The 15,624-nt window shown below is 61.7% G+C and carries 13 protein-coding genes; 5 read left to right on the forward strand and 8 right to left on the reverse strand.

What is annotated here, in order from left to right; translation table 11 throughout:
• Positions 1-53: 53 nt before the first annotated feature.
• Positions 54-917, reverse strand: a complete 864-nt coding sequence (locus E5K00_RS06805) for a right-handed parallel beta-helix repeat-containing protein (RefSeq protein ID WP_135462486.1) — start codon at positions 915-917, stop codon at positions 54-56.
• Between the two features lie 385 nt (positions 918-1,302).
• On the opposite strand from E5K00_RS06805, the gene E5K00_RS06810 reads away from it, so the two are divergent.
• The 5 genes from E5K00_RS06810 to E5K00_RS06835 all read left to right on the forward strand — a co-directional run bounded on the left by E5K00_RS06810 (position 1,303) and on the right by E5K00_RS06835 (position 8,690).
• The gene (locus E5K00_RS06810) at positions 1,303-1,935 is read left to right on the forward strand and encodes a TetR/AcrR family transcriptional regulator (protein WP_135462487.1); all 633 of its coding nucleotides are present in this window, start codon (positions 1,303-1,305) and stop codon (positions 1,933-1,935) included.
• Entirely contained in the window at positions 1,935-3,296 is a 1,362-nt protein-coding gene (locus E5K00_RS06815) for an ABC1 kinase family protein (protein WP_135462488.1), read from the forward strand. The genes E5K00_RS06810 and E5K00_RS06815 overlap by 1 nt, the downstream gene beginning before the upstream one ends.
• 113 nt (positions 3,297-3,409) lie before the next feature.
• Entirely contained in the window at positions 3,410-4,291 is an 882-nt protein-coding gene (locus E5K00_RS06820; protein WP_167856777.1) for a dienelactone hydrolase family protein, read from the forward strand.
• 150 nt (positions 4,292-4,441) lie between these two features.
• Positions 4,442-4,912: an Mpo1 family 2-hydroxy fatty acid dioxygenase gene (locus E5K00_RS06825; protein ID WP_135462489.1), complete on the forward strand. Its 471-nt coding sequence runs from the start codon at positions 4,442-4,444 to the stop codon at positions 4,910-4,912.
• Between the two features lie 532 nt (positions 4,913-5,444).
• Complete coding sequence (locus tag E5K00_RS06835; RefSeq protein WP_135462491.1) at positions 5,445-8,690, forward strand: T9SS type A sorting domain-containing protein; 3,246 nt, start codon at positions 5,445-5,447, stop codon at positions 8,688-8,690.
• Between the two features lie 74 nt (positions 8,691-8,764).
• Here the strand turns inward: E5K00_RS06835 and E5K00_RS06840 are convergent, their stop codons facing one another.
• The 7 genes from E5K00_RS06840 to E5K00_RS06870 all read right to left on the reverse strand — a co-directional run bounded on the left by E5K00_RS06840 (position 8,765) and on the right by E5K00_RS06870 (position 15,601).
• Complete coding sequence (locus tag E5K00_RS06840; protein WP_135462492.1) at positions 8,765-9,508, reverse strand: phenylalanine 4-monooxygenase; 744 nt, start codon at positions 9,506-9,508, stop codon at positions 8,765-8,767.
• Between the two features lie 490 nt (positions 9,509-9,998).
• Entirely contained in the window at positions 9,999-10,388 is a 390-nt protein-coding gene (locus E5K00_RS06845) for a hypothetical protein (protein ID WP_135462493.1), read from the reverse strand.
• 112 nt (positions 10,389-10,500) lie between these two features.
• On the reverse strand, positions 10,501-11,769 hold the full coding sequence (locus E5K00_RS06850; protein ID WP_135462494.1) for a helix-turn-helix domain-containing protein: 1,269 nt from the start codon (positions 11,767-11,769) through the stop codon (positions 10,501-10,503).
• Between the two features lie 94 nt (positions 11,770-11,863).
• Positions 11,864-12,877: a 3-deoxy-7-phosphoheptulonate synthase gene (aroF, locus tag E5K00_RS06855; RefSeq protein WP_135462495.1), complete on the reverse strand. Its 1,014-nt coding sequence runs from the start codon at positions 12,875-12,877 to the stop codon at positions 11,864-11,866.
• A 45-nt stretch (positions 12,878-12,922) separates the two neighbouring features.
• Positions 12,923-13,705, reverse strand: coding sequence for a tryptophan synthase subunit alpha (gene trpA, locus E5K00_RS06860; RefSeq protein ID WP_135462496.1), 783 nt, complete (start codon positions 13,703-13,705; stop codon positions 12,923-12,925).
• A gap of 1 nt (position 13,706) precedes the next feature.
• Positions 13,707-14,900, reverse strand: coding sequence for a tryptophan synthase subunit beta (gene trpB, locus E5K00_RS06865; RefSeq protein ID WP_135462497.1), 1,194 nt, complete (start codon positions 14,898-14,900; stop codon positions 13,707-13,709).
• 62 nt (positions 14,901-14,962) lie between these two features.
• Positions 14,963-15,601: a phosphoribosylanthranilate isomerase gene (locus tag E5K00_RS06870; RefSeq protein ID WP_245328227.1), complete on the reverse strand. Its 639-nt coding sequence runs from the start codon at positions 15,599-15,601 to the stop codon at positions 14,963-14,965.
• Positions 15,602-15,624 lie beyond the last annotated feature (23 nt).

The raw sequence follows: 15,624 nt of genomic DNA on the forward strand, positions 1-15,624 counted from the left end.
AGCACGCGAGATTCCTCGACAAGCTCGGAATGACGATGTACCGTTGCTAGCCGCTAGTAGATGCGGTAGAACAGGGTTTTGCCGTTGCCCGTGCCGCCGCTGCCGGTGGTGGTGATGTGGCCGGTATTGCCGTTGCCGTCGTAGCCGCTGGCCTTGTTGTAGCTGGCCGTGCAGCCCGTGGCCGTGTGCGCTACGGTCTGGCCCGCGCTGCCGAGCTTAAAGCCGTTGCCGTCGCCGCTGCCACCGTAGCCGTTGTTGGTGGCCGTGCAGTTGGTGATGCTGACGCTGTAGGGCTGGCCGTACAAATCCCAGCCGTCGTCGGAGTTGTGGTTGGCCGTGCAGTGGTCAAACTTGTTGTTGCGGCCCGCCGAAAGCTTGCAGGCGAAGCCGTCGGCATTCTCGCCCCCGTTGGCCACGTCGTAGTTTTCGGTGGAGGTGCAGTAGCTGATGTTGTTATCGTGGGCACCGTTGTAGACCTGCAGGCCCGAGTCCTTGTTGGCCGTGGTAATGACTTTGTAAACGTAGTTGTAGCCGCCGCTCTGGAACACCAGCCCGCAGTCGGGGGCATTCTTGATGGTCATGTTGGTGATGTTCCAGTAGCTGCCGTTCACCTTCACGCCCCAGCCCGAACTGATGCCGGAGCAGTCGAGCGTGCCGCCGGTGAAGTTGATTTTGGCGCTGCTCGTGCCGCTGTTCAGGCACTGCAAGGTGCTGGTAAGCCGGATGGTGCCGCTGACGGTAATCACGTCGCCGCCCTTGGCGTTGCTGATGGCCGTGCGTAGCGCCGCCTCGGTGGTGACGGTGGTGCTGGCGTCGGCAGTGGTTGCTACGGCGGTGGGCTGGGCGGCCGGGTCGTCGGTTTTGCTACAGCCGGCCAATACGGTGGCGGCCAGCAGCAGGCGGGCTACTTGCTTCATGAGGAAAGGGTTTTGGTGGGGTTTTAGGAGGCTAACCATTTGGCTAGCAGGGCCCTCAAAAGTAGCTTCCGCCCCATCCCACGCAACCATCGGCCCGGATAAATATATGCAATCGATGCCGGGAACGATGCCGTCATCGATTGCAGAACTGCGGCTTGATTCTTGTGGCTTCGTTTGAAATATTCATATCATATCATTGTTTTTGTTAAAATATTATCTTTTTACATCTGCATATCATTAATTAATTGCAATAATTACAAACCCTCCGTTTTCGAAGTGCAGACCTCGATGAACAGGCACGGGTTGACGAAAAAACGGTAACCAGTGGCCCGATAATCAGGGTGCGCCGACGGCAACTTATCCGCCGCAAACGGGTTATAGAGGCATGGACAAGGACCGTATCAAACAGGCTTACCTCGACTACGTGCTCCGCAAGGGCACCCCGCCGGCTTCGGTATACAAGCTCACCAGCAAACTGAACATTCCGGAGGCGGAATTTTACCAGTACTACGCCAACTTCGACGCCATCGACCGGGAAATCTGGGCCGACTATGCCCGGCAGGCCCGGCAGCGCGCCGCCACCGAGCCGGTGTGGGAGCAGTACGGGGCCCGCGAAAAGCTCCTGGGCTTCTACTACACCCTGCTGGAGCTGCTCAAGCAGAACCGCAGCTACGCCCTGAACTCGCTGCGCCGCTCCCTACACCGCATGCCCGGCCTCACCCCGCGGGTGCTCGACGACTTCCGCCAGGATTTCGAGCAGTTCGTGCGGGACATTCTGCAGGAAGGCAAGCGGACCGAGGAAGTAGCCGTGCGGCCCCTGGTGCAGGATCAGTATCCGCGCCTGTTCTGGCAGCAGGCCCTGTTCGTGCTGGGCTTCTTTGCCAAGGACGACTCCCTGAACTTCGAGCGGACCGACGCGGCCATCGAAAAAGCCGTGACGCTGAGCTTTGATCTGGTGGGCCGCAACACTCTGGACTCGGCCCTGGACCTGGCCCGCTTTCTGGTGCACCGCCGCTAATGAGCAACGACCTTCCTACGCCCAACTCGGCCGCTGCCGAGCCCACCGACGCCCGGCAGCTGGCCTCCTTGCCCACCACGAAAGTGGCGCGGGCGGCTCGTTTCGCCAAAACCGGCCTGAAAGTCGGGGCCAACTACGTGAAGCACTACGCCAAGCGGGCGGCCGGCGGCACGAGTGAAACCGCGGAGTTGCACGCGGCCAACGCCGCCGAGCTCTACGGCGCGCTGAGCGAAATGAAAGGCTCGGTGCTGAAAGTGGCCCAGATGCTGGCCATGGAGAAAAACATGCTCCCCACGGCCTACTCCGACCTGTTTGCCCAGGCGCAGTACCAGAGTCCGCCCCTCTCCGGGCCGCTGGTAACCAAAGTGTTGCGGGATGCCTTCGGCCGCTCGCCTTCCGAGGTGTTCGACGAGTTTGACATCAACGCCCGGCAGGCGGCCAGCATTGGGCAGGTGCACCGGGCCCGCAAAGACGGCCGGGACCTGGCCGTGAAGGTGCAGTACCCCGGCGTGGCCGACAGCATCCGCTCCGACATCCGGCTGGTGAAACCCATTGCCCTGCGGGTGCTGGGCCTGGACGAGGCCCAGGTGCGGCCCTACCTGGAGGAAGTGGAAACCCGCCTGCTGGAGGAAACCAACTACGAGCTGGAGCTGCGGCGCGGCACCGAAATTGCCGCCGAGTGCGCCCACATTGCCCACCTGGAGTTTCCGCGCTACTACCCCGAACTGTCGACCAACCGGGTGCTGACGATGGACTGGCTGCCGGGCCAGCACCTGAAGGAGTTTCTAGCTACCGACCCCAGCCAAGCGGTGCGCAACCAGCTCGGCCAGGCCCTGTGGGACTTCTACGCCTTCCAGCTCCACACCTTGCACCGCGTGCACGCCGACCCCCACCCGGGCAACTTCCTGCTCCGGGCCGATGACGGCGGCACCGTGGGCGTGCTGGATTTTGGCTGCGTCAAGGAAATTCCGGCCGACGTGTACCAGCTGTTCACGGCCCTGCTCACGCCCGAAACCCTGGCCGACGAAGCCCGCCTGGCCGATTTGCTGACCCAGGCCGGGGTGCTGCGCCCGGAAGACGCGCCCACCCGGCGGGAGTTTTACCTGCGCACCATGCAGGCCTCCCTGGAGCTGGTGGGCCGCCCCTTTCGCCAGGCAACCTTCGACTTTGGCGACCCGGCCTACATGGCAGCCCTCTACCAGCTCGGCGACGACCTGATGCAGCAACCCGAGCTGCGCCAGCAGCGGGAGCCGCGGGGCTCGGAGCACTTTATATACCTGAACCGCACCTACGTGGGGTTGTACGCGCTGCTCACCGAGCTGCGGGCTTCGGTGCAAACCGGCGTGGTGGTAGCCGGCTAAGGCAAAACCATTTTCGGACGCCGCAGTTTTCAGCTTTCCAATGCGGCTTTTCGGTCTTTCCGGGCTGGAAAGTCGCTTTTTCACCTCCACACTTTCCCCTACCGCTCTGTTCCATGAAAAAATTCTGGACTCTGTGCGCTGCCTTGCTCAGCGTAGTCTCCGTGGCTTCGGCCCAAGTTAGCTCTACTTCGGCTAAGCTCACGTGCTGCTCCCGTCCCACGGCCGGCACCAACGCCACCGAAGCCTTTGCCATGCTGGCGACCAACGAGGACTTCAGCGGCGGCCACGACGCGCCCCTGCCCTACACGTATGAGGGTCAGGGCGAAATGATTGAGTTCAAAACCACCGACGGCCAAACTGCCAAAGCCTTCGAAATCAAGAGCAACGTGCGCTCCGACAAGTATCTGTTCGTGATTCACGAGTGGTGGGGCCTCAACGACTACATCAAAAAGGAAGCCGCCACCTACGCCAACGAGCTGAAGGGCGTCAACGTCATTGCCCTCGACCTCTACGACGGGCAGGTGGCCACCACCCCCGACGAGGCCGGCAAGCTGATGCAGGCCGTGAAAACCGAGCGGGCCGAAGCCATTATCAAGGGCGCGTTGCTGTATGCCGGGCCCAATGCCAAGGTGTCGTCCATCGGCTGGTGCTTCGGCGGCGGCTGGTCGTTGCAGACGGCCCTGCTGGCCGGCCCCAAGGCCGTGGGTTGCGTGATGTACTACGGCATGCCCGAGAAGGACGTAGCCAAGCTCAAAACCCTGAACACCGACGTGCTGGGCATTTTCGCCAGCCAGGACAAGTGGATCAATCCCGAAGTGGTGGCCCAGTTCCAGAAAGACATGGCGGCCGCCAAGAAGAAGGTGACCATCAAGAGCTACGACGCCGACCACGCCTTTGCCAACCCCTCGAACCCGAAGTACAGCCAGAAATACTCGGCCGACGCCCACGCCGCGGCCTTGGAGTATCTGCGCAAGAATTTCAAGCTGAAAGGCTAAGCTCCTTGCTTTGGCCTGCCCGGCCGGTACCTGCCCCGAAAAAGCCACTCCTTCCGGAGTGGCTTTTTCTGTTTTATTTCCTACTTTATTCGGTGCCCAAAGGGCTTACCGCCGGCTACGCTCCCATCCCACCCACACCCCATTTCCACCATGACTACTCTGCCCCACCTGCTCGACGAATACGGGGAAAGCCACCAGAACCCGACCAATAAGCTGGTTCACTGGGTCTGCGTGCCCCTGATTATGTTTTCCCTGCTGGGTTTGCTCTGGTCGGTGCCCCTGCCGGACGCCGTGCGGCAGCTCAGCCCCTGGCTGAACCTGGCCACGATGGTAATGGTGCTGGCCGTGCTCTACTACCTGCGCCTTTCCGTGCCGCTGGCCCTGGGCATGGTCCTGATCAGCCTGCTGATGGCCCTGGGGCTGCGGCAGCTCGATGCGCACGCCCCGCTGCCGCTGTGGCAAATCTGCCTGCTCATCTTCGTGCTGGCCTGGATCGGGCAGTTCTGGGGGCACAAGGTGGAGGGCAAGAAACCCAGCTTCCTGAAGGATCTGCAGTTTCTGCTCATCGGGCCGTTGTGGCTGCTGCACTTCGTGTACCGGCGGCTGGGCTGGCGCTACTAAGCCCCACCGGATCCTGCCATGCCCTGTTACCGGCGGCGCGTACATGCCATCGATAGTAGGGCGTAGCAGTGGGCACCTATTAGTGTATAATTATCTATACATAATACATTCACAAGCAGATACAGTCTCGGTTAAAGCCGTGAGGGTGAGCATTACACTATTCTGGTAGAATAGCACTTTTTTGTTATCCTTTTTTAACAACAACGTTCTACATTTATCCCCTTCCACTGCTTACCTCATCCATTTCCCCACCTATCTGCATTACCTCGATGACTGTAACAATACGCTTGCCCGTGGCTGCGCTTTGCGCAGCCTTTTTGCTGTTGCTTATACCCTCTTCCGCGGCCCGGGCCCAAGGCCCCGGCAACGGCGGCCCGCGCCCCGGGGCTACTGACGCTCCGATAGATGCAGGCATTGGTCTGCTGGTGGCCGCCGGTGTGGCCTGCAGCCTCAGCCGCCGGCTTCGCTAGTCGCACCGGCCGCCTTATTCCTGGCATTTTTTGTTTTCAGCCAATTCTTACTGCTACCATTCATGCAACACTCCTATTCTCGTCCCTTGCTGCTGAGCGCGGCCCTCGCCCTGGGTTGCTTTAGCGTTACGGCGCAGCGCTTCACCCTCGATACCAGCTTCGATACGGATGGCCGGGTAACGACTGAAATTACCCCGCCCGCCTCACAAGACAATCTTCACCAGCTCTATCCCCAGGCCGATGGCAAAACCATTGCCCTGGGTGTCAGCAAGCTGGGGTATGCGACAGTGCGCTACAACGCGGATGGCTCACTTGATACCGCTTACGGCACGGGTGGCAAAATTATATACAGCCTAAGCAGCCAGCGCCCCAACATGACTTTCACGCTGGCCCAACTGCAGCTCCTACCAAACGGCAAGCTGCTGGCGACCGGCAGCTCCTCTTCGGCTGGCGCCCTCATTTGCTTCAATGCGGATGGCACCATTGATTCTGCCTTCGGCGACAATGGCCTGGTGCTACGGCCCACTACAGCAACCACTGAACGCGGCAGCATCTTCCGTAGCGTTCAGGTTCAGGCTGATGGGAAGCTTGTAGTAGTTGGGTCTCGCTACGTACGTTCCGGCGGGCTCGGCACTTACAACTACTTGCTTGTGAGCCGCTACAACCCCAATGGGGCGCTGGACCTGGAGTACAGCACCTTCTTCCAAATTAGTCCATCCACTGATAGCGTGGAAGGGTTCAGTCTGGCTATTCAGCCCGACGGCAAAATTCTGGCTGGTGGGGTGTATGGGACAACGAATTTTCGACCGGTGTTTGTCCGGCTCCTGCCCGACGGTACCCCGGACCCTGCCTTTGGCACCGCCGGCCGGGTATTCTCCAGTATAAGCTACGACTTCCGCAACAGCCAGATTCTGTTGTTACCGGATGGCAGATTTATGGTATCCCTGGGTTCCGGAGCAACAATCAATCGAGCCGCATTTGCCCGCTTCCTGCCTTCCGGAGCACTGGATACTTCGTTTGGCGTGAACGGGGTAGCAGAGTACGGCTATAGCAGCCCCGCCCCGTACGATGTCGCGGGCGAATATGGCCGCGGCAGGCTGGCGGCCCAGGCCGACGGCAAGATTATAGTCGGGGGCTTTAATGGCACTGCCTTCGGGGTGCTACGCCTCAATACCGATGGCACGAAAGACAGTTCCTTCGGCGACAACTTCGACCAAACCATCAGGACGGATTTCAATGCCCCCAACACTCCTACGTACTACACGGTTTCGTCGGTAGCGTCCGTATTGGTCCTGCCCGACGGCAAAATTATGGCAGGTGGCAGCCATTCCAAGCAGAAAGGCTTCAACGATGCTACAGACAAGTCTACGATGTTTGCCCTGGCCCGCTACGCGGCTGCCCCGACCAGTACCCTGCCCAACGGCGTGTGGAACGGCAGCGTGAGCACGGCCTACGACAACGCCCAGAACTGGAGCAACAACGTCCTGCCCGCCGATACGACTATTAACATTCTGGTTCCCAGGGCCGCGAACCGCTACCCGACGCTGACTACCGCCGCCGTAGCCCGCAACCTGACCGTGGAAGCCGGAGCCACGCTGACCATTGCCGCCACTGGTAGCCTGACGGCCATGCGCGCCCTGTTGCTGAACGGTGCCGTAGTCGGCGACGGAGTGCTGCGCACCCGCGGCCTCCGGCCCCAGATTATTGCCGGCACCAGCACCGATGAGTCACGCATCAACACGCTGGACATCGGGCCGGCCGGAGCCAGCCTGGCCGGGCCACTGAATCTGAACCAGATGCTGATTCTTAACGGGCCATTGGCTACGAACGGCCAAAAGCTGCGCCTGCTCTCCTACAAGAACATTCCCAGTGGGCAAACCTCGACGGCTATGGTCGTCAACAACGGAAACGGTGCCGTGCTGGGCGACGTTACCGTGGAGCGCAACATCACTGGGCAGTCGGGACTGGGCTACCGCCACTACTCGTCGCCGGTGACCAACGCCACCTTCGGCACGCTGGCTTACAACGGCTTCGTGCCCGTGCTCAACCAGGCTTACAACACGGCCGCCGACCCGAGCAAGGTTACCCCCTTCCCGAACGTATTTGAATACGACGAAACCCGTCTGAGCGCCACTACCCCGGGCTTCGAGCAGGGTTGGATGGTACCAGCCAGCGCCTTGCAGCCCGGCAAAGGCTACACCCTGAATACCTACGGTTTCAACGGCGTGGGCTCCCCGGTATCCTTCGTGGGCACGCTCAACAACGGCACTATCTCGCGCACGCTCACGGCGGGCACCCAAAACGAATCGGGCTGGAACTTCCTGGGCAACCCCTACCCGGCTCCCCTCGACTGGAACAAGGTTACGATTCCGGCCGGCGTAAGCAGCGCGGCTTACGTGTTCCGCAGCAGCGGCGACTACACCGGCGCCTACGTAAGCTACGTCAACGGCATCGGGGCCAGCAACGTCATTCCGGCTATGCAAGGCTTCTTCGTCCGGGCTTCGGTACCCAGCGTCACGCTGCAGTTTACCAACGCTGCCCGCCTGACGACCTATGCCAACCCTGACTTCCTGCGCCCCGCCGCCGACACCCGGCCGCAGCTGCGCCTCGACCTGACGGGTCCCGGCCAGACGCAGCCGGCCGATGCGGCCCACGTGTACTTCCAGCAAGGGGCCACGGCCCTGGCCGACGAGCAGTTTGATGCCTACAAGCTGCCCGGCACCAGCGCCCAGCTCAGCACCAGCGCCGGCCCGGACCAGCTCTCCATTAACGGTCTGCCGCTGTTGGGTAGCCAGGGCACCAGCGTGGCCGTCAGCGTCTGGGCTGACCAGGCCGGCAGCTACACCCTCACGGCCGGGCAGCTACTCAATTTCGACGCTGGCATTGCGGTGGTGCTGGAAGACAAGCTGACCGGCGCCTGGCACGACCTGCGCGTGCAGCCCACCTATTCGTTTGGCGTGGCTACGGCCAATACCCGGCTGACCTCGCGCTTCGTGCTGCACTTCGGCCAGAGCCAGGCGCTGGCCAGCCAGCCAAGTCTGGGCGCGGCTAGCGTTGCCTTGTTTCCCAACCCCGTCGTGGGGGGGCAGCTCCACATTCAGCTCAATGGCCTGAGCAGCGCGAGCCAGAAAGTAGAGGCGCAGCTGTATAACGCGCTGGGCCAGGTGGTACGGCAGCAGCGCTTCGCCGTGTCGGGTGGCGCGCTGGATGCCGCGCTGCCCGTGCGGGGCCTGAGCAAGGGCGTGTACACCCTGCGCCTGACCAGCGGACAGCAGGTATCAGCGCATCAGGTCATCATTCCGGAGTAAGTCGGCAGATTTATTCACAAAAAGGCCCGTCTACGCAAGCAGACGGGCCTTTTTTGTGAGTAAACAGTCCGCTTCTAAGCCGGCTGCAGCTGCCAGCCACTGGCTAATAAAGCGGCCAGCTCGGCCACGCTTTCCGTGAGCTGCTCCCAGCTGTTGAGCACGAAATAATGCTCCTGCAGGTGGGCCTCGCTGTATTCGGCCTGCAGCACGGTAGCCAGATCAAAGGGCCGCCGGTTGCTTTCGTCGGCTATGCAATGGTGAATCTCGCCCGAGGAGGAAAGCAAACCGGCACCGTACATGCGCGTGGCGCCCTGCTCCTGCACCAGACCAAACTGCACCGTAAAGCCATAGAGCCGCTCCATGCGGGCCAGCGCCGGCGCATCGTGCAGGTGCTGAGCGGCCACCCGCCCCAGAAAGTGCAGGAAGTCGGCAAAGGCCTGGTCCATCAGCAGCGGCACGTGCCCGAAGATACCGTGGAACAGATCCGGCTCCTGGATAAAGTCGAACTGCTCCATCGAGCGAATCCAGACGGTGGCGGGAAACTTACGCTGGGCCAGCAGGCCAAAGAAGGTAGCATCGTCGAGCATGCCGTTGACGGGCTCCAGCTGCCAGCCGGTGGCTTTCTGCAGGCGCTTGCTAATCTCCTCGAACCGAGGCAACGCGTTGCGGTGCAGGCCGGCCTTTTGCAGGCCCACGCTGAATGCAGCCGCGGCGCGCTTGTGCAGCAAAGCCGTTTGGCGGTCAAACAATACCTTCCAAACCAAATGGTCCTGGGTGGTGTACCGGTCGTAGTGTTGCGTTACCATGACGTGAGGCATAAAAAAAGGCCCGGCTCCTGGGAGGAGTCGGGCCTTGACGATTTTCAGAGGGTTAGTAGCATGTGCTTCTAGCTTCCGTACCGGCAATACAGCCCAACTCCGTCCACGACGGGACGAATATTTAGGCAGAAGCATTTCGCGGTTTGGTTCATCATACTGGAAGCAAATATAGGAAAATAAAAATAAGTTGTATCCGTAACAGGGCTCTTTTTTTCATACCCCCTTACCCATACTTACTCTATTGTTAACCATATACCCCTTTTCGGTAAGGCCATTACAACAAAAAACTAACAAATATTGTCTTTACCCCCTTCATTTTTGCAGTCACCAATCAATCAATTTTATCTAAATCAAAGAATGCTGGCTTGCAAAAAGGGGCCGGAAGAAATATTTGCCAAAATTGCCCGACCGGACTTTTCTGCTCTGTAGCGAGTTGATCAGTAGTCGACCTGCTTACAGAGGATAATCTTGTTAAGGCCGTAGCATGCGGTTACAACTGCCCGTTGGGCTCGTAGGTCATGCTCAGCTTGGTGTCGCCGGTGACGTGCAGCCGCACATTGGCCGTTTGGGCGGAAGGGTTCAGCAGCACGGCCGAGGAGCCGGCCAGGTAGCGGAGCGTGGCCGTTTGCCCGGGCTGGAGCGTGGCGCGGCCAAAAATACCGCCGCCCCGGGGCCGCTCCTTGAACTCGACGGGGACCTTGCCCACATTGCGGGCCACAACTTTGAAGGCCCCGGGCTGCCCGCCACCCAGGATGAACTGCTTGCCCGGCTCAATGAACAGGTTGGAGTCGAGGCCGGCGCGGCAGAAGGTGAAGGCCGCGCTCAGGCCAAGCAGCAGGCACAGCGCGGACAAAGCCCGCCGGATAGAAGAGAAACGCATGGCAATGAGGCTGAGTGAAACGATGTCTCAAAGGAACCGGCTCTTGCGGCCCCAAACGCCCCGATTTACCGTTTGGGACGTCCCACCTTATAGTTTGGCACCTGCTTCCCTGCTACCGGGGCCGCTCCACCTCGCCGGGGGTAATGCCGCGCAGCTTTTTAAAGACCCGGTTGAAGGTCGACTTGGAATTAAAACCTGCTTCGAGAGCCACGGCCAGCAGCGTGTAGTGCCGAAACTGCGGGTCGCGCAGGCGCTGCTCGGCCTCGCGCACCCGGTACTCGTTGATGAAGTCGTTGAAGTTCTGCCCGCAGCCCGTGTTAATTACTCTTGACAGCCAGGAGGTGTTGGTCCGCAGCTGGGCGGCCAGCTCCCCCAGGGTCAGCTCGGGGGCCAGGTAGGGCCGGGCGGTTTCCAGGTGGCGCAGCAGGCGCGTGGTCCAGCGGGACAGCTCGGTATCGGCGGCAGGATCTGGCGCGGGTTCAGCGGCGGGCAGCGCTGCCCCGGCAACCGCCGCGGCACTTTCGGAAACAGAAGCTAGCACCGATTCCGGCGTGGGCTCCACCACGGCTGCTTCGGAGACGGGCTGAAACCGCAGGCCGGCCAGCTGGTGGCCGGTAAGCAGGCCGGCAATACTCAGGTAATAAATGAGCAGGCCGGTGAACAGGTAGTCGTACCAGGCCTCGTAGTAGCTGAGCGGGCTCACAAACGCGTTGATCAGCCCAAATCCCAGCATTACGCCCGTGCCGACCAGCACGGCCACCAGCACGTTGCGCAGCCAACGGAAGCGAATCTGGTCGGTATCGGAGAAGTTGTCGTTGAGGTAGCGGGCGTAGGCGCGGTATTCGCGCAGGGTGCGCAGGGCGTAGAAGCCGATGAGTAGGTAAGCCGCCACGCCAAGGCAGTATTCCAGCGGTAGTTGGTCGAGCTGCTGCGCCAGGGGGCCTTTGGTACCGAAGTGGGCCGGCAAGGGCCGGCCGCGCAGGCCGTGCCACCAGCCGATGTCGTAGAGAAACACGCCCAGCCGCCCGGCCAGATACGCCGCCGCCGGGGCCAGATGCCCCCAGTACTGCCGCGTAAAGCGAAACTCCTGGTTGGTCAGGCTGCGGAAGTAGAAGTACAGCGCCGGGCCCACCGCCAGCCAGTTGCTGAACGGGAAGTAAAACATGAAGGTGCTGTAGGCATCGTGCGAATCGTACCAGCCGGCGAAGCCCAGCATCCACTGAGCCAGCCGCAGCGCGTGCAGCACCAGCAGCACGGCCAGCCAGAGGTCGGCCGCGCTGCCGTAGCGCCGGCCGCGGCCCAGCAGCACTGCGCCGACCACCACGCCCTGCACGAAAAACGGCAGCAGCAAAGCACTGTAGACGTTAAAAATGAATGACATAGCGGTGAGTCTGGCAGGGCAAAAAAAGGCTCAGCCCCCGCCCACAGGCAGAAGCTGAGTCAATAACCAACAACGGTTGCTCAAAACCAACCCGCTACTCCAGCTCCTGACGCAGGGCGTACACCTTGCGCAGGTTCCGGATCAGGCGCTCCGACTCGGCGAAGTTCAGGGTTTGCTGGCCGTCGGAAGCGGCCTGCTCGGGGGTTTCGTGGGCTTCGTAGAGGATGCCGTCGGCGCCGGCCATTACGCCGGCCAGGGCCATCGGAGCCACAAACTCCCGGATGCCGATGCCGTGCGAGGGGTCGACGACGACGGGCAGGTGAGTTTTCTCCTTGAGAATTGGTACGGCGTTCAGGTCCAGCGTATTGCGCGAAGCCGTTTCGAAAGTCCGGATGCCCCGCTCGCAGAGAATCAGCTTTTCGTTGCCGCCCGAAAACACGTACTCGGCCGAAGAGAGCAGCTCCTCAATCGTGCCCGAAATACCGCGCTTGATCATCACGGGCTTATCCACGCCGCCCAGCGCATCGAGCAGGTTGAAGTTCTGGGTGTTGCGGGCCCCCACCTGGAACACGTCCACGTAGTCGTGCATCTCCTCGACCTGCGACACCTGCATGACCTCGGTCACGATTTTGATGCCGCGGGCCCGGGCCATCTGGTGAAACACTTTCAGGCCATCCATGCCCAGGCCGCGAAACGAGTAGGGCGACGAGCGGGGCTTGAACACGCCGCCGCGCATCAGGCGCACGTCGTTTTCCACGAGGTGGTCCATAATTTTTTCCATCTGGGCCTCGCTCTCAATGCTGCACGGGCCGGCGGCAATGCTCAGGGAGCCTTCCCCGATGTAGACGCCGTCGCCGAGGTCGAGTACGGTGGGGCGCACTCTCCACTTGCGGCTCACCAGCTTGTAGTCGTCCGACACGCGGTGAATGTCCAGAATGCCGGGCAGCTGGCCCAGGGTGCGCAGGTCCACGTCGGCCTTGCCGATGCCCACCAGGTAGCTGGCGCGCTGCGTGTCGACCTCCGTCACTTTGAACTTGGCGTCCTGGACGTGGGAAATGATGTCGGCTTTCTGTTCGGCCGAGGTGTTTTTTTCGAGTTGAATAATCATGGGTAGGTGAAACGGGTCAGCTGAAAGAAATAACGGCTAACTGATTTAGGATAAAATAGATGAAACAAAATTTTTGGCTGCTGCCGGCGCGTCGGCGGTGTCTTCCAGGGCCCGAATAAAGGCCGAGCCGATGATGGCCCCGTGGGCGTACTGCGAAGCCCGCTGAAAGGAAGCCTTGTCGCCGATGCCGAAGCCAATGAGGCGGGGGTTGCGCAGATTCATGGCCGCAATCCGCTCGAAGTACGCCTCCTGGGTGCCGGCGTCCTGGGTGTTGGCGCTGCCCGTGGTGCCCGGCCCCGACACCAGGTACAGGAAGGCATCAGTGAGGGTATCCATGTGGCGGATGCGCTCCGGCGCCGTCTGGGGCGTAATCAGGAACACGGGCTGCAGGCCGTACTGCTTGAAAATGGCCTGGTACTCTTCCTCGTACTCCACCAGCGGCAGGTCGGGCAGAATCAGGCCGTCGACGCCGGCGGCGGCAGCTTCGCGGCAGAAGTTTTCCATGCCGAACTGCATCAGCGGGTTCAGGTAGCCCATCAGCAGCAGGGGCGTGTCAGGCACCTGCCGACGGATGTCCTTGAGCTGCTCGAACAGCACGTACAGGTTCATGCCGTTGGCCAGAGCCACCGAGCTGCTCTGCTGGATAACCGGCCCGTCGGCCAGCGGATCGGAAAACGGCATGCCGATTTCAATCAAATCGGCGCCGGCGGCGGTGAGGGCCTGAATCAGGGGCACGGTGTCCTGCAGCTTGGGGTAGCCGGCCGTGAAGTATACGTTGAGCAGGTTCTGGCCTTTTTTGGCAAAGGCCTGTTGAATACGGTTCGTCATGTTACTTAAGCTGGTCGGCGTACTTCATGTAAGTTTCCAGGTCTTTGTCGCCGCGGCCGGAGAGGTTTACCACTACTACGTCGTAGGGGGCGGCACCCAGCTGCCCCAGCGCGGCCAGGGCGTGGGCCGTTTCGAGGGCCGGAATAATGCCTTCCAGGCGGCTCAGCTCGGCCACGGCCCGCAGCGCCTCGTCGTCTTCGATGCTGATGAACCGGGCCCGGCCCGAAGCGCCCAGGTGGGCATGCAGCGGCCCGATGCCGGGGTAGTCGAGGCCGGCCGACAACGAATACGGCTCCGTAATCTGCCCGTGCTCGTCCTGCATCAGCAGCGTGCGGCTGCCGTGAATGATGCCCGGCGTACCCAGCACCGAGGTGGCGGCCGAGTGCCCGGAGTGAATGCCGTGGCCGGCGGCTTCCACGGCTACCAGCTGCACCGAGGGCTCGTCGAGGAAGTGGTAGAACGCGCCGGCCGCGTTGGAGCCGCCGCCCACGCAGGCTACCACGTAGTCGGGCAGCTCAGTGCCGACTTTCTCCAGCAGCTGCTTGCGCATTTCCTCGCTGATAACCGACTGCAGCCGCGCCACCAAGTCGGGGTACGGGTGCGGGCCCACCACCGAGCCGATGATGTAGTGCGTGTCCACGGGGTTGCTGATCCAGTCGCGGATGGCCTCGTTGGTGGCATCTTTCAGGGTCTGGCTGCCGCTGGTTACGGCCACCACCTTGGCCCCGAGCAGGCGCATGCGCTCCACGTTGGGCCGCTGCCGCTCGGTGTCGGTTTTGCCCATGTACACGATGCACTCCATGCCCATCAGCGCGCAGACGGTGGCCGTGGCCACGCCGTGCTGGCCGGCGCCGGTTTCGGCAATGATGCGCGTTTTGCCCAGCCGCCGGGCCAGCAGAATCTGACCGACGGTGTTGTTGACTTTGTGGGCGCCGGTGTGGCACAGGTCTTCGCGCTTGAGGAAAATGCGGGTGTTGTAGCGCGCCGACAGCCGTTTGGCTTCGAACAGCGGCGTGGGCCGGCCCACGTAGTCGCGCAGCAGCTGCTGCAGCTCCTGCTGGTAGCCGGGGTCGGCCATGATCTGCACGTACTGCTCGCGCAGCTCCTCCACGTTGGGGTAGAGCATTTCCGGAATGAAAGCTCCCCCAAATTCGCCGTAGTAGCCGCGGGCATTGGGTTGAAAGGTCGTATTCATGTTGGGTTTGCAGGGGTTGCGCAGCAGGTTCTGCCGCGAGGATGCGTAAGAAAGAAGAGAAATCAGGTGCGGAGCTGCCGGAGCATGGGCGCCAGGCGGGCGGCGTCTTTCAGGCCGGGCTGGGTTTCAAACCGGCTGTTCAGATCCACGGCGTACAGGCCCGGCAGGTTCAGCTCCCGCAAGGCCGGCGCGTGCTCCAGATCCAGGCCGCCGGCCAGAAAGTAGGGCACCGGCAGGGTGTAGCCGCGCAGAATATTCCAGTCGAAGGCCGTGCCGTTGCCGCCGGGCTGCTCCCCTTTCGTGTCAAACAGAAAGAAGGAGCAGCTGGGCACGTAGGGCAGCAGCGCGGCGAAATCGAAGGCGGCATCCACCGAAAACGCTTTGATAACCGGAATGCCCGCCGCTTGCAGCTCAGCGCACTGGGCCGGGGTTTCGTGGCCGTGCAGCTGCACCAGATCCAGGCCCAGCTGCGCTACTTTCGCCCGGATATTCGCCGTCGACTCATCCACGAACACGCCCACCGTGCGGCAGCCGGCCGGCAGCGCCGGCAGCTCGGTAAGCGTGGCGGGCACCTGCCGCTTCGACTTCGGGTAGAAGATAAAGCCCAGGAAATCCGGTTCCAGCGCCCCGACGGCCGCAATGTTTTCCGGCTGCCGCATCCCGCACACCTTGATTCGCAGGGGGGCGGCGGAAAAGTTCATGGCTGGCAAGGCGGTAAACCCGA

The sequence above is a fragment of the Hymenobacter aquaticus genome (assembly GCF_004765605.1).
Taxonomy (GTDB): Bacteria; Bacteroidota; Bacteroidia; order Cytophagales; family Hymenobacteraceae; genus Hymenobacter; species Hymenobacter aquaticus.